The sequence below is a fragment of the Pedobacter sp. AC190 genome (assembly GCF_979258025.1).
The window spans coordinates 984,527-1,003,415 of sequence record NZ_OZ409824.1 but is presented as its reverse complement, the minus strand read 5'-3'; the positions used below and the strand labels follow the sequence as shown (position 1 = coordinate 1,003,415).

Below are 18,889 nucleotides of genomic sequence, written 5' to 3'. Positions count from 1 at the left end.
TGTGCAGCATCAGCGTTCTCTACACCGTTTTTAATTTTTCGTCTTATGGAAGAACGTGCCGAACTGCAGGGGCTACACCGCCTGCTGCAGTTTTTTATCTATCTTTTTCTTTTTCTGGATATTGCTTATTTTATTGCTATCCCTGGATTGGAATGGAAATCCATACGCCTCATGCAGGCAGCACTCACGGTTCATCAAGCCATGGGTAGAATAGTTATTTACAGCTCGCCTTTATACAGCAGACTTTTTATTTTAATACTGATCTGCCTGGCCTCAATTGGAACGCTCAGTAAAAAACAGCGCAGTATATCGCTAAGAAGACAAATACTTTTTCCCCTAGCCATTGGCCTTTTGTTGTTCTTTTTGGGCTTGATTTTTTTTACCTCAACACCCATCAGCGTTTTTGGATTTATTTTAATTCCAATATTCCCTTACACGATCATGCTGTTAACAGGGGCGATTTTACTGCATAGCGCTATGGATAATGTTTCCAAAATCATCAGCACTAAATTCGGAAAGGACAAGTGGAACATGGAGTCAGAATCCTTTGAGCAGGAGACCAGCGTCTCTAAATCACCCCTGGCAGTAAGCATTCCCATGCTTTTTTATTATCAAAAGCGTATCAGAAAAGGCTTCATAAATATTGAAAATATTTTTCGAGGTACCCTGCTCATCGGCACTCCAGGTTCTGGGAAATCTTTTGGTGTGGTGATGCCTTTTATCCGCCAGCTCATTGATCAGCAGTTTTGCATCTGCCTGTATGATTTTAAATTTCCTGATCTGGCTAGACTGGCATACACCCGATATCTAAATGTTAAAAAATCTGGTCGGGTAAAGTTAGCTTTTCATGTGATTAATCTAAATAATATTGAACTTTCAAGGCGAGTGAATGTGTTTAAAAGTGAATACATTCCTTCCCTGGCCGATGCTTCTGAAACCGCGGAAGCGCTGGTTGAAGCTTTAAAGAAAGGGGATAAATCTGGAGGTAGCGATCAGTTTTTTACCCAGAGTGCCGTGAATTTTCTTTCTGCCTGCATTTACTTTTTCTCTCGCTATCAGTCCGGGCAATTCTCGACTCTTCCCCATGTGCTGGCCTTTTTAAATCATTCTTACCAGGAAATTTTTGATTGTTTAATGAGTAATCTGGAACTCTCTTCATTACTTTCCCCCTTTAAGAGCGCCTATCAGGCGAAAGCTTTTGATCAATTGGAAGGACAAGTGGGCACACTGAAAATCTTCATCTCAAGACTTGCTACACTCGAGACGTTCTGGGTATTTTCAGCAGATGATTTCCCGCTAAAAATCAGTGACCCGGCCCATCCCTCGATATTGGTGCTGGCTAATGATCCTTCTACCCAAAATATCAATTCCGCCTGTTATTCGGTTGTGCTGAACCGGTTAACCAGGCTCATTAATTCTAAAGGGAACCTGCCAAGCGCGTTAATTTTAGATGAGCTGCCAACCATTTTCGTTCACCGCATTGAAAACCTGATCGCAACCGCCCGGTCCAATAAGGTCGCCGTGCTGATGGGACTTCAGGAACTCCCTCAGTTTCATCAGCATTATGGAAAGGAGGTAGCCAATACCATTTGCGCTGTGATAGGAAATGTATTATCCGGATCAGTGCGAGCGAAAGAGACTTTGGATTGGTTAGAAAAGCTTTTCGGGAAGATCAAGCAGGAATCCGAGAGCATGTCCATTGACCGCTCTAAAACTTCTATTTCGCTATCCGAACGCTTAGAAAATCTAATCCCATCTGGAAAAATCGCCTCTCTTAACACTGGAGAGATGGTTGGCATTTTAGCCCGCGAACCCCGAGCAGATTATTCTGGGAGCTTTTCTCCATCAGCGGTTAACTGTAAAATAAATCTTGATTTATCTGCTATTGAAAAAGAGGAAGCGGGCTATACTCCAATGCCGAAATTCTATGATTTTGGAGATAACAAGCAGGCGGTACTCGTTGCAAATTTTAAAAAGATAAACGAAGAAGTATCTGGAATCATTGCCCGCTTCCAGAAGACTCAATAAATAAGGAGAAAATAATATGGAAAACTTTAATGGAATCATTGCACTGGTTAAGGATCAGATCGATGAATACTTATCGGTGATGCGCATTGGCGTAATCACCGCAGTTGATGATGGCTCATTATTTGCTAAGCTCACCTTTGCAGATTCAAGCTCAGATAGGTTTGCAAGTAAGGACATACTGCTTTTAAAAGACAAGGCCGATTTGTACACCTTTCTGCTATCCTCACCAGAGAAAATCCCACTTGAAGATTTTAAACTTCTTTTTCAGGTTAACATGCTTCAGGATAGGGGAGATTCATCTTCTCTTATTTCCGCCTGTCAGCTACTAAAATCCTCCCCATCAGCGCTAGAGCTGGCAACAGATTCGCTCAGCCAACGCCTGGAATCCAGGTATACTGGGCATATAGTAAATACGCCCTCCAGGTGAGGGGCTCACGTAGCATCTATATTTCTATATTTTTCCTTTGCTCATTCAATGCCTTAAAGCTCAAGGCGCAGTTTAGCTTGCCGCTAAGCAAATTCCAAGTGACCAGTCACTTTGGTCTACGTATTCATCCCATCACTGGATTAAAACAGTTTCATTCAGGAATCGATCTTATTGCCCGCTATGAGCCAGTGTATGCAATCCTTTCAGGAGTGGTCAATGCGACAGGTGAGAATGAGATCCTTGGAAAATATGTGAAAATAGATCATGGAAGTGTGCAAAGCATCTATGGGCACCTATCAACGGTACTGGTGAGCAAAGGAGCGTATCTCAATAGTGGGCAAGTCATTGCGATTTCTGGGAATTCTGGCCGCTCAACTGGACCTCACCTTCATCTTTCAATAAAAATTTCTGGAAAATTCTTTAACCCGCTGGCGGTGATAAAAGCTCTGCTGGCCTTAACACTAAATAACTACATGGAAACATATTCAATAACTGAAAATGACAACCTCTCCCTTGCCTCAATCTTATCCTTGCTGGCCGAAAAAGGAAGCATCTCGCTTTCAGCAACTCAGGCCATCGCGTACGGCGTAGATCAGGCTGATAAGCTACCAATTGAAGAGGAAGGGGGGAATGATGAATTCTAAAAATGTTCCACTCTATCAGCAGGTTGCAAGCATGCTGATTGAGCAGTTGGAAAAAGGTACTGCTCCATGGCTTAAGCCGTGGAGTGGCGGTGTTATTCCTCAGCTTCCCTTTAATGTGATCTCTTCAAACCGTTATAGAGGCATAAATGTGATGAATCTCTTATTAAAGGGTCATCAGGATCCAAGGTGGCTGACCTTCAAGCAGGCCGAGTCGATTAACGCCACCATCAACAAGGGAGAGAAAGGCACCCTGATTCAGTTCGTGAAAACACACCAGAAAAAGAGTATGCGGGATGATAAGGGTCGTCTTGTTTTTGATGAGACTGGAAATCCAGTGAGCGAGCGGCTGATGCTGACTAGACCAATTGTTTCTTCAGCCTGGGTTTTTAATGCTGAGCAGGTCAGCGGTCTTCCCCCGCTAAAAAAGGCTGAGCCCCTAGAAATGGCTTGGGATCCGCTCGTCAGGGCAGAAAATTTACTAACTGCATCTGGCGCAGAAATTAATCATTGCTATATCGATGCAGCCTATTATGATGTGAGGTATGACACCATAACCCTGCCCGAACGTTACCAGTTTTCTGCTGCTGATAATTATTATGCCACAGCGCTCCACGAGCTCGCGCATTGGACTGGACATCCGTCGCGTCTGGATCGGGCTTCGCTATTCACTCAAGGCATGGTAGCTTATAGTAAAGAAGAATTGCGGGCTGAAATTGCATCGATGATTATTGGTGCAGAAGTAGGCATCGGACATGACCCAGGCCAGCATGCATCTTACGTAGATAGCTGGGTATCGATACTAAAAGACACGCCGCTGGAAATTCATGCAGCTGCCGCAGATGCTGAGAAAATATTTGATTTTCTGATGGAAATCGAAAGAAAAAGATCAATCAATCTTTCGGAGGAATCCCAGCCAATTCTCTCTAGTGGAAAACAACTCAAATTTTTATCAACTGGGGATGAGATATTATATGAGGATAGCATTTACAGGGTTGAGGGACATTTAAAACAAGGACGACTTCGAATGTCTCAAATGCCCTCAGGAATTCAGTTTTCTCTCTCCAGTACTGACCCGCTTTATGCCGCTTTGCTGGCACAAAAGCTCCATCAGGCCCCAGCTCTTTCTGAAAAAGTCGAGTATAAAACAGAAAAAAACATTTATCAACCTTTAAAAAGATGAATTATGAAAACGCAATTTAACCTGAGTGAACTTCCATTATCTCAATTTGAAGCGCTTGGAATTTATCGAGACAGGCAGCTTCTATTAGACCCCGATGAAATCAATACTTTGCTTTCGGGCAGAAGAACGGTTCTTGTTCCCCTGCATGAACTCAAAGGCACAGATTTTACTATCGAAAGGCTGGATGCAAGACTTTCCCTTCATCGGGACCCTTCTGGAGCAGTAGAACTGCTGATTCATCCGATTTATAAAAATCCCCGAGCGCACCCGCTGCTAAGCGAAAACGAAATGCAGGAGCTAATTTCCGGCTCTAAATTTTTCATCGGGAAAGCGGTAGAAAGGGAAGAAGGTATGGCTGTGATGTATAATATAGAATATGATGAGACCACGCGAGATTTTATGGGTTATTATGTTTCTAAGGTGCAGCCACCAGAAAGGGTAAATGGTATGCTGCTTAGCGAAGAAGAAAAATCAGCCTTTCAGCGCGGTGAACTATTAGAGCTTTCTGATGGAACCAGGGTTCAGCACCGTGCAACGGAGCCAAAAGGTATGCGCTCTGACCGGAAGGCACTAATACTTTCGGTGCTACTTGATGGCGGCATCAGCTACCTGTTACTGCGTGGCATTAATTCACTAGGGGTAGGAATTGAACAGAAAGATCACAAAACACCAGCTTTTAATGCAGCGCTTTCTGAAATGGAAGGAAAGACGACTAAGCAGCGCGAATTCTCGACGCCTGAAATGCAGCTCCAACCGCAAATCAGGGGAATCGGCAGGTAAGATATTAAGCAATTTATAAATATAAAATGAAGATTATGGATGATAAAAATTTTGAATATTTGAAAAAATCATTGGATTATTTGGGATTTGGAACACATTTGAATCAGGTGTTAATAGAGGGGATGAATAAACAGAGTATCTCCTTCTCCATTGGCTTTAATCAAAGGTATATACCCTCGGAGTTTAAGTCAAATCCCAGTCAAGGGGTTGATAAGATGCATTTTGAGATTTATCTCAACAAGTCAAAGACCAGCGATGTGTATTTTTTAACTTCTATGGAAGCGAAGCTCACCCGCTACAATAGTAATGATCCCATTCAAAAAACATTTGAGCTGGATAAGCAGAATAGAATATCTGCACTCCAGGCTTATAAACTTCTATGTGGCCAAAGCTTCCAGAAGGATATTTTTGTTCTGGATCTGGATGATCTACAAGAAAATAAGAACAAAAAAGTTGCAGTATGGCATAAGCTTGATCTTAAAGTCACGGATCGGGATGGCGAACATCCGATGAAATTATTTTTTCCTGAATATGGCTTTGATTTAGAGAAAATCTTTGACCGCTATCCGATTGCAGACATGCAAGATTCAGAAAAGCGGGAGGCTGCAATAAAAGCACTAAAGTTTGGCAATTTGATTTCTCTCAAAATGGAAGTTGAAGGCAAGACAGCGCCAGTTTACCTTTCGGCAGATCCAGAGTATAAATCCCTGAATGTGTACGATCAAAGCATGCAGCCGATCCGAAATGAACGGATATTTGCTAATGGAGACGGTCTCCAAAATATCTCCCCCAAATTTCCTTCTTCGGTAAACCAGCCAGAGCAAAGTCAAGATAACTTTGCAAAAATGAAAAGGTAATAATGGCTTGCGCCTTCCTTTTATTCTACTAACAACTGGGTAAATGTGCGATAAGTCATTCTATCTTTCTTGACGAGAAATACTTCGTCAGAATCGTCTGGGAGCATAATATCACGAATAATACAAGTGGATAAAAATGTTTTTGTTATTGATGCCAAAATTTGATCTTGCTGATCCAAATTAAAACATTTATTTGAAGGTAATGCAATCTCAAGTAGCAGAAATATTGGAAGTTAGTGACTTTAGCTATTTCCTTCGATGACCTACCGCTGCATTGATAGTGAAAATTTTGGTAGCATATATTAAACAAAATCACCTTAATCGGGTTGTGTAGAAAAAGAAATCATTATGTCTAATAAAAATACGAGCGATATTCAAAAATTTATTGAATCTTATGAACCTGCCAAATTTAAAATGTTATCCCGAGGGATCGAGGTTAGGGGTATAAAAGATATACACAGAGGTATTACCTATGCTAATGAGGTCATTCAAAGATTAAGTTTGAGGCTAACCGTAGCCCATAGCGCAGAGATGGCTATGTATGGAAGTTTTGAAGTATTGGATGCTTAAAAAAATATCACAGGAAAGATTCATCATCTTTCCTGTGATATTTTATTGCTTTTGCGCCGACTTTATCGGTTTAAATGTTATTAATCTTAAAGATAAAAAAACGTTAGTCTTCGCTTTCAGATTCATTTTCTTTAGAGCTAGTTTTATCAATCTCCTGATCAAGCTTAGTTTCTTCGCCATCTGCAAAGGGAATTTCTCCTTGTGTATAGGTAGGTTTATCCTGATTGCTATTTTTTTCTGCTGGTTTGTCTTTATCGTTGTTCATTTTGGTTTGTTCAAGAATTGCTAAAAATTATTTATTGTTTGCAATTGAGCCAATCTCAAAGTTTCTGACACCTTAAAGGATGATATCGGTTATCTTGGTTTGATCAGCAGATGAGTTTCCAGTTGGAACGGTTTCATTGTAAGATATTTTTAGGTTTTCAAGATGCTGCTGTAACTTAGTAAACCGGTCATTTACCGAAGTCGTCTCTTCTAATGTGTGCTCGGGTGCCCCATCCAGACTTTTCATCATTTCCATCGAATAGTCCATGTAGTCTTTTAGGTTTTCCGAAAGATGTTCTTTTTTGATAATCATAGCTAATTTTGAATTAATAAGGTTATTGGTGTGTCGAGTTATTTAGCTTGCAAAGAGCTTTTTTTTAAGGGTTAACGTATCATAGATTTCCTTTGCCAAATCACTTTCAGATATCTTAGTGAGTATCGCGTAAACGGGATTAATAATGATGGAAACCAGATCCTGATTTTCACAGTCTATTACCAATGTTCTCTTACCTGCATTCAGTTTTGTGTGAACATGGAACAGACTTAAGGAAACTGCTTCCATTTCCTTTAAGTAGTTACCGCCAGGCCTTGTAAAAGGAATATAGATGAATTCTTTTGTAATCACAATTAATGCTAAATTGACTTAACATCTGAGCAGGGGAAAAGTTCGGTTCCTATTAAAATGTTAGGGATTTTGAAAGAGATTAATTATTGGTGGAGGATGTGACAGCCAATCAACCTCACAGACCAGAATATGTTGCCAAAAAAATGATGCAAATCAACAAAGTTAGATTTTGCATTGGTGTCAGACAATAATCAATAACAACTTGCCCTACCAAACATCATCCAATATCGAAGTTTTTTTAATAACTATGTTTTTGAGTTTAACTAGAATTACTGAGGTGTATCGTGTGATTTCTCCAAATTTGGGTTTGTTTTGTTACAAGAAATCTGATTATTTGGGTTTGTTTTGTTACAAAATTTTAATAAATTTGGGTTTGTTTTATTACAAATAGCCTTTTTGTTATGCCATTTAAAAGAAGTTTAGAGAAATACCTTAATGATTGGAAGATAAGAACTTCGCGTAAGCCACTAATTGTGAGAGGTGCTAGACAGGTAGGTAAGACTACTTTTATTAAGAATTTTGCCAATACTTATAATTATAAAATTTTTCTGAACTTAGAAAAACCGGGTGATCTTCGATATTTTGACAGGTATGAGGATGTGCAAAGCATTCTCGAGGCTTTGTTATTGGGACACAATATTCCTTCTGCAGAAATAAATAATACACTTCTGTTTATTGACGAGATACAGGAGAGCCCAAGAGCAATCCAATTACTGCGCTATTTCTATGAAGAAATTCCTGATCTTCATGTTATTAGTGCTGGGTCGCTTTTGGAGTTTGCTATGAGGCAGGTGCAAAGCTTTCCCGTAGGTAGAGTAGAATTCGTGTATCTACATCCCTTGAATTTTCAGGAATATCTTAATGCAATAGGAAAGGAGCTACTTTTAAACCAGCTAAAGATTGTGCCAGTAAATGATATAGCTCATCAATTGCTAATGGATGAGTTTAATAGATACGCAATTGTTGGGGGAATGCCTGAAGTTGTAAAAACGGATGCTGAACAAAATAACCTTTCGGACCTGCCAAAGGTTTATGAAAGTATATGGGGCACATACAAGAACGATGTAGAGAAGTATACATCTAATGAGACCGAAAGAAAAGTTATAAAGCACTTAATGGATGCTGCACCACTCTATTTAGATGAGCGGGTGAAGTTTCAGCGCTTTGGTAATTCCAATTATAAGTCTAGAGAAGTTGGGGAAGCTTTCAGGACTTTAGACGATGCTAAGATTGTACGTTTGATTTATCCAACTACAAACCAAGATATTCCACTAAAACCGGACCTTAAGAAGTCACCCCGTTTACAGTTTCTGGATACTGGATTAGTTAACTATGCTCTTGGAATACAAATGGAAATGCTAGGTATGAGCGACTTGAGCAGTAGCTTTAAAGGAGCAGTAATACCTCATTTGATTACTCAGGAACTGATATCACTTGAGCAAATTTCTTCTCATAAGCCTTACTTCTGGGTTAGGGAAAAATCTCAGTCCAGTGCTGAAGTTGACCTGCTTTATGTATATAGAAATTTGGTTATTCCTATCGAGATTAAATCGGGTGCAACTGGAAGTCTTAAGTCTCTGCATCAATTTATTGAAACATCAACGCATCATTATGCTATTAGAATTTATGGAGGTGCATTTAAATTAGAAAAAGCAATTACTCCTAGTCAAAAGCCATACCTGCTACTAAACTTGCCATACTACCTGGGAACTTGTTTACCTCAATATGTCGAGTGGCTAGTTCAACAAGATTTTTAAGTTATAAACATCGCAGTCGTGGATTGAAAAATTTAAATGGCTTCTAGTTTTGTTTAGATGCATCGTTGGGAATTATGTATCTATCTTCTGTGGTGGCAGACGGTGGTATTAATGTTTGGACTTGTAGCGCTACTTGAGTTGGTTTAAAATAAACAACTCTATGAATTTCGATGTAATGACTAGACTATATGTAAGCTACTAACCATAAGAGCTGCTAGAAGAATTAGGTATTGCAAAAAAAACCTTCCCTGCTGTCAGGTGTTGGTTAGATTTCATCAGGCCAGAACAGATCCTGGAAACACGAAGAAATCACAAGCTTAATGGTGAGCCTCAACGCTGTGAATTCTTTTAAGCTTCAAGCGTCTCAATCAAATTCAATAGCATAACATTCACTTAATGTGTTGTTAATATGTTCTTTCATTCTTTGGGCTTTGATTTAATCAGGTGGAGACTTTAATAAAATTCGAGCAAAAACAAAGTCAGGAGCATCGCAATGGCCAGCTTGAATATTTATACAAACGATGGGCTTCGATTTTAATTAAATACGCCAATTATTATCTCAACGACTTAGAGGCAGCGTCCAGTGTTGTCAATGATATTTTTATAAAACTGTGGAAAGGTGAGCACGAAGTTGAGAATGCAAAAGGCTACCTGTTTAAGTCTGTAAAAAATGCTTCGCTTAATCATTTATCAAGCAACAAAAAAAAACAGGTTAGGTACCTGGAAGTGCATGACCTTGTTTTAATCTCTGATGGATATCAAACGCAAGCATCTCAATTAGAGGAATCAGCTCAATTACTTCATCTTCAAAAGCTAATTTCGAAACTGCCAGAGAAAAGGCAGCTTGTTTTTAAGATGCATCGAATTGAGGGATTTAGTTACCTTGAAATTGCTGATCTGCTTGGAATCTCCATCCGAACTGTTGAAGATCATCTGGTAAAGAGCATGAAATACATACATGAAAATTGCCAGCTTTTTTTTAACAAATAGTTAACCAAAACTTAATCTTGCCAGCCCGTATTTTCCTCGTTTAGATCTGTCTTTTATTATGAGGACTATATTTAAAATGAAAGAGGAGATCTGGAACAATATTATAAAGCGGCTTAGCGGAGAAGAAACTAAAAGCGATAAGGAGGTATTGGATTTATGGCTTGCCGAAAATCAAACGCACGAGCAAAAGTACAATGAGGTGGCATATCTTTGGCAACTAACTGGAAAGCTTTCACCAGAACAAACAAATAAAGTACCTGATTTAAATCTGGAAAGTAGGGAGGTGAAAGCCTCACCAAAATTATCTACATACTTTAAATACGGAGTTGCAGCAGCTTGCGCAGCGGTATTATTTATTTTTGGTCTCAAGGCGCTAGATAAGAATCAAGCAGGCGATTTGCAGCAGTGGGCAAGTTTAACAGCTGAAACAGGAAAAATAATATCCCTTACACTTCCTGATAGTTCATTAGTAGTTTTGAATGCAGGTAGTACCATTAAATACGCGAAGAACTTCACTCAACAAAAGGATAGATTAATCCGCCTTTCTGGCGAAGCTTTTTTTGAAGTAAAACACAACGCTCAAAAGCCTTTTGTGGTAGAAAGTGGGCAAATTAAAACGGTAGTTTTTGGAACCAGTTTTAATGTAAGGGCTTATGCCAATGAAAAGGATATTAAAATCGGGGTAAAGTCTGGCAAGGTTGGCGTGTTGAAAAACGAAATTGCTAATAAATCAGTACCGATATTTTTGACTAGAAATAACAGCCTGCATTTCAATACCCAAGACAAAAGCTTTTCCCAGGTGCTGCCTTTAACAAGCGAAGCGGATAACTGGACGCAGGGCAAATTAATTTTTGAGCAAACACCAATACTCGATGTGCTGGCAACTTTATCAAGGCGATTTGGGGTGAAATTTAACACCACTCAATACACACACCCATCCTGCAAGTTAACCGCAAGCTTCGGGAGAAAAGATTTACCCTCAATTTTAAAAACCATTAAAACTGCTCTAAACATCACGATAAACCAAATTGATCAAACTATTTATGTAAAAGGAGGGAAACCATGTAACTAAAACTAAAAAACCGTCTCCGGGCAAACGGAAACGGTCTTAACAGCTTGATCAGTGGCTACGAACCGCCGATTCAATATGAAATATGAATAAATACGAACATTTAAACACACCCAAATTTATGAAAAATTTTAATGGGGCTACTCGCTCTATGAAAATAATTATGCGAATAAGCCTGATTTACATCCTGAGTTCCATCCTTTTTATCAATCTTTTACAAGCTACCGAAGCCAGCGGCCAAACGGGCCTGGAAACGAAAATTTCCCTGAGTGTTAAAAACCTGCCCTTAAAAGATGTCTTAAAAGAAATCGAAAAGAAAGCAGGTGTAAACTTTGTTTACAGCAATTCCGAAAAGACAAATCAGAGAGTATCGGCAAATAATCACCATCAAACTGTCCGATCAATTCTTACCCCAATTTTGCTGCAAAGTCAGCTCATTTTGATTGAAGAGAGTGGAATGGTAATCCTCAAAAACAAACCAGTTCCAGTGAAAGCTGTTAAACCAGGCGCGGTGGTAGGCTACGTTAAAGATAAAGACAATGGCAAAACACTGCCCTATGCTTCTGTCGTTTTAAAAACCTCCAACAGAAGATTTATTACTGATGCGAATGGCTATTTTATCATAGATAACATTCCTGTAGGTAAAGCCACAATTAGTGTAAGTTATATTGGCTACTCAGCGAGTGAATTCTCCGTTAGTATCGAGGATAGTAAGACAACAACTGTCGAATTCAAAATTTCTGCTTCCAGCACCGATATGAAAGGTATCAGCATTAACGGAATCAGACGCGGTGAGGCTGTTGCATTAAGTAATATGCGTAATGCGGACAATATTAAATATGTACTCTCAGAGGAGCAGATCGAGCGTTTTCCAGATGCTACAGTAGGTGAGGCCTTACAGCGTGTACCTGGCATAGCAATGGATTATAGCTATGGTCTGCCAAGAAATATCATCATCAGAGGATTGGATCAGTCTCTGGGTTCAGTTACCTTAAATGGAAATAGGTTACCTTCTACCTCTACTAGCTCCAGAGAAATTGACCTTAACGGTATTTTATCTTCAACTGTTGAGGCTATTGAGGTGAATAAAACCCTTACCCCTGATATGGATGCAGACGGAACTTCGGGTTCAGTAAATATTGTTTCCAAAACGCCTAAACAAGGACAAGGGCAGCTGCAGGTGAAAGGTTCTTTTGGGCATAATTTTTTGTTGGATAAGCAAAATCTCGATGGCTCGCTCACCTATGGAAAAAGACATAACAAATGGGCTTATTTGTTTGGCGTGAATTATAGTAAAAGTTTCAGAGGAGAGGACAGGGTACAAAAAGACTATGGCACTTTTAAAATCAATGGAGTAGACCGGGTACTGCTATCGAATTTAGACCTGGAAGGAAGTGATTTGAAAAGAGAGAATTTAGGCTTGCAAGGTGAACTGAATTATTTTCCAACAGAAAAGAGTCAGATCTATTTAAGAGGTTCATACAATAAGTTCTATGAACTTCAAACCAGAGGAACTAAAAGCTATAGCATCGGAAATTATACTGATATTGATCATGTTACTGGCGTTACCATAGGTTCAAGCGGAACGCCAAGAAATTATAACAGAAATTTAACCACTTTCTCGCTGGGATATAAAACCGACTTTAATAACTGGAAAGCAAACGTTGATTTTACCTATTCAAAAGGCTTATATGATCAGCCGCTTTATTTCGATGGGTATTTTACAAATACCGGCCTTTCAGCTAGTTTAGATGTTTCAAATCCGCGGGCACCGCAATTCAATTTTGGAAATATTGATGCAAACAATGCAGCAAACTATAAAACGAGCAGTTATACAAACCGTCATCAGATTGCACACGATCAGGATGGACAGGCTTCTGCTAATATCGAACGTGCTTTTAACTTTAGTGAAAAAAACAAATTAAGCATCAAATTTGGCGGGCGCTATAAATATAAGGAAGATGATCATACCAGAGACTATTTTCAATATAGTCTGAAAACAGGAAGTTTGTCGCTATCTAATTTTCTTGGCAATTATGAACGTAAGAATTATTTTGACGGAAACTACGACCTTTCAGGCGCCATCGCCGATGGATATTTGGTAGAACAGTTCTATCAGAGTAACAAATCACTTTTTGTTGATAATATAACTTACATCCGCCAAAATACAGATCCAGATTCGTATAGCGGTAGCGAAAACCTTGCTGCAGGCTATGGAATGGGAAAACTAACCTTAAATAAACTTGATATTATCACAGGTTTAAGGTACGAACGTACTGGATTTAACTATAATGGAAATGTAGTAAACTTCGATAACACTGGAAATTATGTTAGCACCAATAAAGTAAATACCGCTTCATCATTTGCAGGTTTTTTCCCAAGTTTAAATCTAAAATATGCGCTAAACACGCGTACCAATTTCAGGGCAGCAATAACCAAATCACTTTCACGTCCAAGCTATTACGATCTTGTGCCTTGGCAAGAAATTGAGCCAAGACGTAAAAGAATGAAAATTGGTAATCCAGAACTAGATCAGGCAACCTCAACCAATGTTGATTTATTGTTCGAACATTACTTAAAATCTTTGGGTTTAATCTCAGGAGGTGTTTTTTATAAAAACATTAATAACTATATCTTCCAAAGTATATATAGCCAGGTTGGCGGTCAGTTTGATGGTTACCAGGTTACTCAGACAGTTAATGGTGCAAATGCACACGTGTATGGTTATGAAATTGCCTGGCAACAGCAGCTTACTTTCCTTCCTGGTTTCCTGAATGGTCTTGGTATCTATGGTAACTTCACTCAAATTCAGTCGAAATTTAAGGTGCCAGGTACTGTGGGCGATCGTACAGTAAGGCTGCCTTCGATGCGTCCGAAAGTAGGTAACGCTTCGTTGTCGTATGAGAAATATGGTTTTTCAGGCCGAATATCATTGAACTTTTATGAAACCTTTATTTCTGAACTTGCGGAAAAACAGGCTGATGATTTAATGGAGAAAGGCAGGGCACAGCTTGACTTTTCTGCATCTCAAAAAATCAGCAAAAGCTTTTCTGTTTTTATGGGTATAAGTAATATCAATAACGCTCAAATCATTCTCGATTATGGCGATGGCCGTCCAAACGACCACAAATACTATTCATCATGGGCCAACATCGGTTTCAAATACACTCCATTTCATTAGAAAATAATATGAAAATATTTATTAAATCAACCTTAGTGTATGCCTGGTTTATATTGCTGGGCCTAACTAAAATCTCGGCTCAGGAATTTAAACCTGGGATTTTCCCAGATCGGATAATTTTAACCTGGTCTGCAGATCCAAAAACAACCCAATCGGTAACATGGCGCACAGACTCGACCATTAAAGTTAGCTTTGGCCAAATATTAGCCGAAAATAACTCACCGAATTTGGAAAAACCTGAAGCTAAAGAATATCAGGCATCCACCACCAGTTTAAAAGGAAAAGAATACGAAACAGCAAACTATCATAGTATAACTTTTACGGGGTTGCTTGCTGACCGGGTTTATACTTACCGCGTCGGTGATGGCAAGAACTGGAGCGAGTGGTTCCAGTTTAGAACAGCGCCGTTCGAAGAGAAGCCCTTTTCTTTTATTTATTTAGGTGATGCGCAAAATGACATTAAATCGAAATGGTCAAGGGTAATCCGCAGAGCTTTCGCTACTCATGGCGATGCTCGGTTCATTGTACATGCAGGCGATTTAATTAACCGCTCGAATAATGACGCCGAGTGGGGCGAATGGCATTTTGGAGGTGGTTTTATCAATGGGATGATTCCAAGCATTCCATCTTCAGGTAACCACGAATATTTTCGAGATGAGCAAAAAGCCTTAACTTTAGATCCACATTGGAAAGCGCAATATACTTTACCAGAAAACGGCCCAGATGGTTTGAAGGAATCTGTTTACTATACCGACTATGCTAATGTGCGGATCATTTCCCTTAACTCGCAAATGATTGTCCTGGATTCAAATTCCTTGAAAATACAAGCTAAGTGGCTAGAAGAGGTGTTGAAAAACAACCCTCAAAAATGGACCATGATTACCTACCACCACCCAATTTACTCGACTGCTAAGGGCAGGGACAATAAAGAATTCAGAGAAGTTTTTAAACCACTTTTCGATAAGTATCATGTCGATATTTTAATGCAGGGACATGATCATACTTACAGCCGTGGACAAAATCTTCCCTTGGGTATATCAGGAAAAGTCGGCGGACCGATGTATGTCGTCTCCGTTGCAGGTCCGAAAATGTATAAAGTGGATGTAAATCCAAAATGGATGGATGTATTTGCAGAAGATACACAGCTCTTTCAAATCATTTCTGTAAATGGTGATGAGTTAAATTATACCGCTTATAAGGCGTCTGGAGAAGTTTTTGATCAATTCAGATTAAAAAAGAAATCTAAAGCGCATGCTGCAGAATTTAAAGATTTGAATGTTGCTGCAGGGAAATGAAGACCTCAAATGTTAAAACATTAATGCGTATAATAATTTTATGCTCTTTTTCTTCAACTGCATTTACTCAATTCACAAAAAGGCCACTACCAAAATCCAAACACCAATTGGTTGTGATTGCCCATCGGGGAAGTCATTTAGTAAAACCTGAAAATACAATAGCGTCCATCAAGGACGCTATTGCTATTGGGGCTGACTATGTAGAAATCGATCTGCGCACCACTCGTGATGGACATCTGGTGCTTTTGCATAATCAAACGGTTGATCAAGTGACCAATGGACAGGGAAGAATAGAGGACCTTGATTTTAAAGCGGTTCAGAAATTAATACTTAAAGGCAGAGATAGTAGCGAGCACCATATTGCAACTTTTAAGGAGGCTCTAGGAGTCTGCAAGGGAAAGATTAATATTTATCTGGATTTCAAATCTGCGTCTGTGAAAGATACCTATACGGCAATAAAAGCCGCTGGGATGGAGAAGCAGGTTCTGGTATACGTGAATGGTGGTGATCATTATCAGGAATGGCGTAAAATTGCCCCAGAATTACCGCTCATCTCAGCTCTGGATAAAACTATAAATACAAAAGTACAATGCTTAGCATCGATGGAGAGGATGCCTTTAGAAGCAATTGACAAAATCCCTGCATTAGACCTGTTATCTATATTAAGGGAACTTGGAGTAAGTGTTTTTCTGGATGTTCAACATTCTTCCGAATCTGATAAAGATTGGAATACTGCATTAAAAAAAGGTATTCAGGGTCTGCAGACAGATCATCCCGAAGCGCTAATTGAGTATTTAAAAAGAAACAAGCTGCGGAATACTTTATAGAAATTGCTGGTGATATTTAGCTTGTATAATTTATCTGTTTGTAGATTCTGACTTGTTTATAAAATGTGCTGTTTGCTAGGTTCAACGTATAAATAGTTCATTCCCTGGCATTTTTCTTAAAAACCCATTATTGAGTTTCATCAAAAACACCCATCAACTACTACCGCTAGATAGCAGTTAATGGGTGTTTTGATGTAATAAAGTAATAAACTGATATCTTCCTTTTTAGGATTTCGATGTAGACTTTTGAAGTGTATTGGTAATTCTTTCTACCGAAAACATGCCATTGCCCTCAATTAAAAAACAAAATAATCCAATAAGGACTGCAAGTGATAGCCAGAATTCAGCATAGGGACGAAAAATTCCCCCTGACAGATTTACTAAGAAAGTGGCAACAAGAAGAATAGGGATATTCAGTAAGCAGAAAGTACGCGTGTGGGTGCCAATCGCTATCGCCAGCCCGCCAATTATGTGAAGCAGGATAATCAGGTGAGCTAGTATGCTAATGGAAACGGCGGTTCCTAACTGTTCTCCCCGCATCAAGCTGTTAAAAGCTTCCATATTCGTCCAAAATGCTACGCCTTTCCAAATCAGTACAATACCTAAAGCAATTCTGAAAAAGTCCAACCAGGCAGGGTGATGACTATCGCCCCAGTCCTGAATTTTTTTAATTAAGCTCATATCCGTCTTTATATTGGTTATAAGCAATATAGCTAAAAAAAATGAAAAGACAAATGACTTCTTATTCTCCTATTTGCTTTTACTGCTTTAAATATATTATTGATTTAGCTACTGTTGATAACGCAGGTGTAACCAAATGGCTATGGCAGATATTCAATTAATCTGCTGCTCTTGTTCTGATTTGTTGGTTTTGATATTTCAATGCTTGAGTCTCGAGCGCAAAGCATTCTTTGGATTGTTGACAATTGTCAATATTTTTTATAAAATTAAGCATGATTTAAAAACGAATATTTGTAATTTTGCAGGAAAACCAATCAAACTACATCTTGCATCCCGTATTTTTATCAGTTGTTGGCTCCATTTTTATATTGGGCTTAGTTATTGTTAAACTCTCCCTGTTTGGTCGTGAAAAGAGCTATTTAAATCTGTTATTGACCACAGCCATCGCAGGAATTATGTGGTATGCGTTAATTTACCTGCTAACCAACTCTGGATATTTGAGGCAATACCCGTTTTTATTCAACAAAGGGTTGCCACTTTACTATTTGATCGGACCATGCTTTTATCTCTATATAAGGGGATCACTGAATCCGGCGCATGTGGCGTTCAAAAAAAAGGATCTGCTCCATCTGATTATAATTATTCCAGCAGTACTTTCTATCATCCCTTATACGATTGCCAGCCAAGATCAACAGCAGTGGGTGGTGGATCAGGTCGCAAGTGACGTTCGTTTTGCTTTCACAGATAGCAAATATATTGTGGGGGCCTGGCACTGGTTTGCCTTTCCACTTTCCGCTTTCGTCTATACAGTGATGCAATTAAAGCTAACTGTAAACATCGCTAAACAGAAAAAACATGATCCAAAGGTGATCAGGTGGATTTATATGTTTACCGCTGTCTGCGGTATCATTTTTCTGGGTATGATTGCTGTAAATTTAACCGTACTGGGCAACCTAAATAATACCTATTCTATTTTGCATTCAAGCAAATTGGTTTTAAGCTTGTGTTTGTGTTTGCTTTTCCTGAGTGGTCTGTTTTTTGTAAATCCAGCATTTCTTTACGGTTTTGTGCAGGCAACTACACTGTTGCCAAACGAAACACCAAAACGTAAGCGAAAATCCTTGGAAGAATTTGAAAGCATCCGGGTTAACATGTATGATAATGCATTGGTCGTAAGGGTTGAAAATTATATCAATCGAACAGGGGCCTTCAGAAAAACTGGCTTTACTATAAGCGAACTCGCTTCAGCGCTTGAAGTCCCTAACCATAAGCTATCCGATTTGTTTAATAATCACTATCAACTTAATTTTAATACCTATATTAATAATCTCCGGATTGAATATGTGAAAGGAAGATTGGAGTCAGGGGAGTGGAGACAGTTCACGCTCGAAGCGATAGCCCAGGATGCGGGTTTTTCATCCAGAAATACTTTTTTTCTGGCCTTTAAAAAGGTGATGGATACCACCCCATCAAATTATCTTGCCATGCTAAAACAGGCTTCTGTTGCCTGATTTGATGTATTGATTTTCAAAATCAGTACATCTTGCGTAAATGTGCGTACAATAAGAATGAAATAATTGGTGAATTTTTGCGCCGTGTAAATCCACGGGAATGCTCTCTTTTTTTTGGAAGATGTTTACCATTGGGAACTAATTTTCCCCTTGCAGTAGACATTTTCTGATCAATCTGGAACAAACTTTTGGATGAGCTCAGA

At 39.1% G+C, this 18,889-nt stretch carries 18 protein-coding genes; 14 read left to right on the top strand and 4 right to left on the bottom strand.

Annotation, left to right across the window (positions count from 1 at the left end; all coding sequences use genetic code 11):
- The first annotated feature begins 45 nt into the window (after window positions 1-45).
- From ACZZZI_RS04360 to ACZZZI_RS04330, 7 genes are all read left to right on the top strand, one after another.
- Window positions 46-2,028 (top strand): type IV secretory system conjugative DNA transfer family protein, encoded by a 1,983-nt coding sequence (locus ACZZZI_RS04360; protein ID WP_463488695.1) that lies wholly within the window; start codon window positions 46-48, stop codon window positions 2,026-2,028.
- A 16-nt stretch (window positions 2,029-2,044) separates the two neighbouring features.
- Entirely contained in the window at window positions 2,045-2,455 is a 411-nt protein-coding gene (locus ACZZZI_RS04355; protein WP_463488694.1) for a hypothetical protein, read from the top strand.
- A 98-nt stretch (window positions 2,456-2,553) separates the two neighbouring features.
- Complete coding sequence (locus ACZZZI_RS04350; RefSeq protein ID WP_463488693.1) at window positions 2,554-3,099, top strand: M23 family metallopeptidase; 546 nt, start codon at window positions 2,554-2,556, stop codon at window positions 3,097-3,099.
- A complete protein-coding gene (locus tag ACZZZI_RS04345) occupies window positions 3,086-4,279 on the top strand; it encodes an ArdC family protein (RefSeq protein WP_463488692.1) in 1,194 nt (397 codons plus the stop codon). The genes ACZZZI_RS04350 and ACZZZI_RS04345 overlap by 14 nt, the downstream gene beginning before the upstream one ends.
- 3 nt (window positions 4,280-4,282) lie before the next feature.
- Window positions 4,283-5,059: a DUF4099 domain-containing protein gene (locus ACZZZI_RS04340; protein WP_463488691.1), complete on the top strand. Its 777-nt coding sequence runs from the start codon at window positions 4,283-4,285 to the stop codon at window positions 5,057-5,059.
- A 35-nt stretch (window positions 5,060-5,094) separates the two neighbouring features.
- A complete protein-coding gene (locus ACZZZI_RS04335) occupies window positions 5,095-5,916 on the top strand; it encodes a C2 domain-containing protein (RefSeq protein WP_463488690.1) in 822 nt (273 codons plus the stop codon).
- 348 nt (window positions 5,917-6,264) lie between these two features.
- Complete coding sequence (locus ACZZZI_RS04330; RefSeq protein ID WP_463488689.1) at window positions 6,265-6,486, top strand: hypothetical protein; 222 nt, start codon at window positions 6,265-6,267, stop codon at window positions 6,484-6,486.
- Window positions 6,487-6,589: 103 nt separating this feature from the next.
- Here ACZZZI_RS04330 and ACZZZI_RS04325 read toward each other — a convergent pair whose 3' ends face one another.
- From ACZZZI_RS04325 to ACZZZI_RS04315, 3 genes are all read right to left on the bottom strand, one after another.
- Window positions 6,590-6,751, bottom strand: coding sequence for a hypothetical protein (locus tag ACZZZI_RS04325; protein ID WP_463488688.1), 162 nt, complete (start codon window positions 6,749-6,751; stop codon window positions 6,590-6,592).
- A gap of 72 nt (window positions 6,752-6,823) precedes the next feature.
- Window positions 6,824-7,063 carry a hypothetical protein gene (locus ACZZZI_RS04320; RefSeq protein ID WP_463488687.1) on the bottom strand — a complete coding sequence of 80 codons (240 nt, stop codon included), beginning with the start codon at window positions 7,061-7,063 and terminating at the stop codon, window positions 6,824-6,826.
- Window positions 7,064-7,105: 42 nt separating this feature from the next.
- Entirely contained in the window at window positions 7,106-7,375 is a 270-nt protein-coding gene (locus ACZZZI_RS04315) for a hypothetical protein (RefSeq protein WP_463488686.1), read from the bottom strand.
- Window positions 7,376-7,776: 401 nt separating this feature from the next.
- On the opposite strand from ACZZZI_RS04315, the gene ACZZZI_RS04310 reads away from it, so the two are divergent.
- The 6 genes from ACZZZI_RS04310 to ACZZZI_RS04285 all read left to right on the top strand — a co-directional run bounded on the left by ACZZZI_RS04310 (window position 7,777) and on the right by ACZZZI_RS04285 (window position 16,494).
- Complete coding sequence (locus ACZZZI_RS04310) at window positions 7,777-9,132, top strand: ATP-binding protein (RefSeq protein WP_463488685.1); 1,356 nt, start codon at window positions 7,777-7,779, stop codon at window positions 9,130-9,132.
- 444 nt (window positions 9,133-9,576) lie between these two features.
- Complete coding sequence (locus ACZZZI_RS04305; protein ID WP_463488684.1) at window positions 9,577-10,122, top strand: sigma-70 family RNA polymerase sigma factor; 546 nt, start codon at window positions 9,577-9,579, stop codon at window positions 10,120-10,122.
- A 76-nt stretch (window positions 10,123-10,198) separates the two neighbouring features.
- The gene (locus ACZZZI_RS04300) at window positions 10,199-11,194 is read left to right on the top strand and encodes a FecR family protein (RefSeq protein ID WP_463488683.1); all 996 of its coding nucleotides are present in this window, start codon (window positions 10,199-10,201) and stop codon (window positions 11,192-11,194) included.
- A 118-nt stretch (window positions 11,195-11,312) separates the two neighbouring features.
- Entirely contained in the window at window positions 11,313-14,372 is a 3,060-nt protein-coding gene (locus tag ACZZZI_RS04295; RefSeq protein WP_463488682.1) for a TonB-dependent receptor, read from the top strand.
- An 8-nt stretch (window positions 14,373-14,380) separates the two neighbouring features.
- Window positions 14,381-15,667: a purple acid phosphatase family protein gene (locus tag ACZZZI_RS04290; RefSeq protein WP_463488681.1), complete on the top strand. Its 1,287-nt coding sequence runs from the start codon at window positions 14,381-14,383 to the stop codon at window positions 15,665-15,667.
- Between the two features lie 23 nt (window positions 15,668-15,690).
- Complete coding sequence (locus ACZZZI_RS04285) at window positions 15,691-16,494, top strand: glycerophosphodiester phosphodiesterase family protein (RefSeq protein ID WP_463488680.1); 804 nt, start codon at window positions 15,691-15,693, stop codon at window positions 16,492-16,494.
- 225 nt (window positions 16,495-16,719) lie between these two features.
- On the opposite strand, the gene ACZZZI_RS04280 is transcribed toward ACZZZI_RS04285, so the two are convergent.
- The gene (locus ACZZZI_RS04280) at window positions 16,720-17,175 is read right to left on the bottom strand and encodes a DoxX family protein (protein WP_463488679.1); all 456 of its coding nucleotides are present in this window, start codon (window positions 17,173-17,175) and stop codon (window positions 16,720-16,722) included.
- A 299-nt stretch (window positions 17,176-17,474) separates the two neighbouring features.
- On the opposite strand from ACZZZI_RS04280, the gene ACZZZI_RS04275 reads away from it, so the two are divergent.
- The gene (locus tag ACZZZI_RS04275; RefSeq protein WP_463488678.1) at window positions 17,475-18,686 is read left to right on the top strand and encodes a helix-turn-helix domain-containing protein; all 1,212 of its coding nucleotides are present in this window, start codon (window positions 17,475-17,477) and stop codon (window positions 18,684-18,686) included.
- Window positions 18,687-18,889: the final 203 nt, after the last annotated feature.

Excerpts from the sequence above, each read along its gene's own strand:
- ACZZZI_RS04360 (WP_463488695.1), top strand. The coding sequence starts at position 46 with ATGGAAGAACGTGCCGAACTGCAGGGGCTACACCGCCTGCTGCAGTTT.
- ACZZZI_RS04355 (WP_463488694.1), top strand. The coding sequence starts at position 2,045 with ATGGAAAACTTTAATGGAATCATTGCACTGGTTAAGGATCAGATCGAT.
- ACZZZI_RS04345 (WP_463488692.1), top strand. The coding sequence starts at position 3,086 with ATGATGAATTCTAAAAATGTTCCACTCTATCAGCAGGTTGCAAGCATG.
- ACZZZI_RS04340 (WP_463488691.1), top strand. The coding sequence starts at position 4,283 with ATGAAAACGCAATTTAACCTGAGTGAACTTCCATTATCTCAATTTGAA.
- ACZZZI_RS04335 (WP_463488690.1), top strand. The coding sequence starts at position 5,095 with ATGGATGATAAAAATTTTGAATATTTGAAAAAATCATTGGATTATTTG.
- ACZZZI_RS04330 (WP_463488689.1), top strand. The coding sequence starts at position 6,265 with ATGTCTAATAAAAATACGAGCGATATTCAAAAATTTATTGAATCTTAT.
- ACZZZI_RS04325 (WP_463488688.1), bottom strand. The coding sequence starts at position 6,751 with ATGAACAACGATAAAGACAAACCAGCAGAAAAAAATAGCAATCAGGAT.
- ACZZZI_RS04320 (WP_463488687.1), bottom strand. The coding sequence starts at position 7,063 with ATGATTATCAAAAAAGAACATCTTTCGGAAAACCTAAAAGACTACATG.
- ACZZZI_RS04310 (WP_463488685.1), top strand. The coding sequence starts at position 7,777 with ATGCCATTTAAAAGAAGTTTAGAGAAATACCTTAATGATTGGAAGATA.
- ACZZZI_RS04300 (WP_463488683.1), top strand. The coding sequence starts at position 10,199 with ATGAAAGAGGAGATCTGGAACAATATTATAAAGCGGCTTAGCGGAGAA.
- ACZZZI_RS04295 (WP_463488682.1), top strand. The coding sequence starts at position 11,313 with ATGAAAAATTTTAATGGGGCTACTCGCTCTATGAAAATAATTATGCGA.
- ACZZZI_RS04290 (WP_463488681.1), top strand. The coding sequence starts at position 14,381 with ATGAAAATATTTATTAAATCAACCTTAGTGTATGCCTGGTTTATATTG.
- ACZZZI_RS04285 (WP_463488680.1), top strand. The coding sequence starts at position 15,691 with ATGCGTATAATAATTTTATGCTCTTTTTCTTCAACTGCATTTACTCAA.
- ACZZZI_RS04280 (WP_463488679.1), bottom strand. The coding sequence starts at position 17,175 with ATGAGCTTAATTAAAAAAATTCAGGACTGGGGCGATAGTCATCACCCT.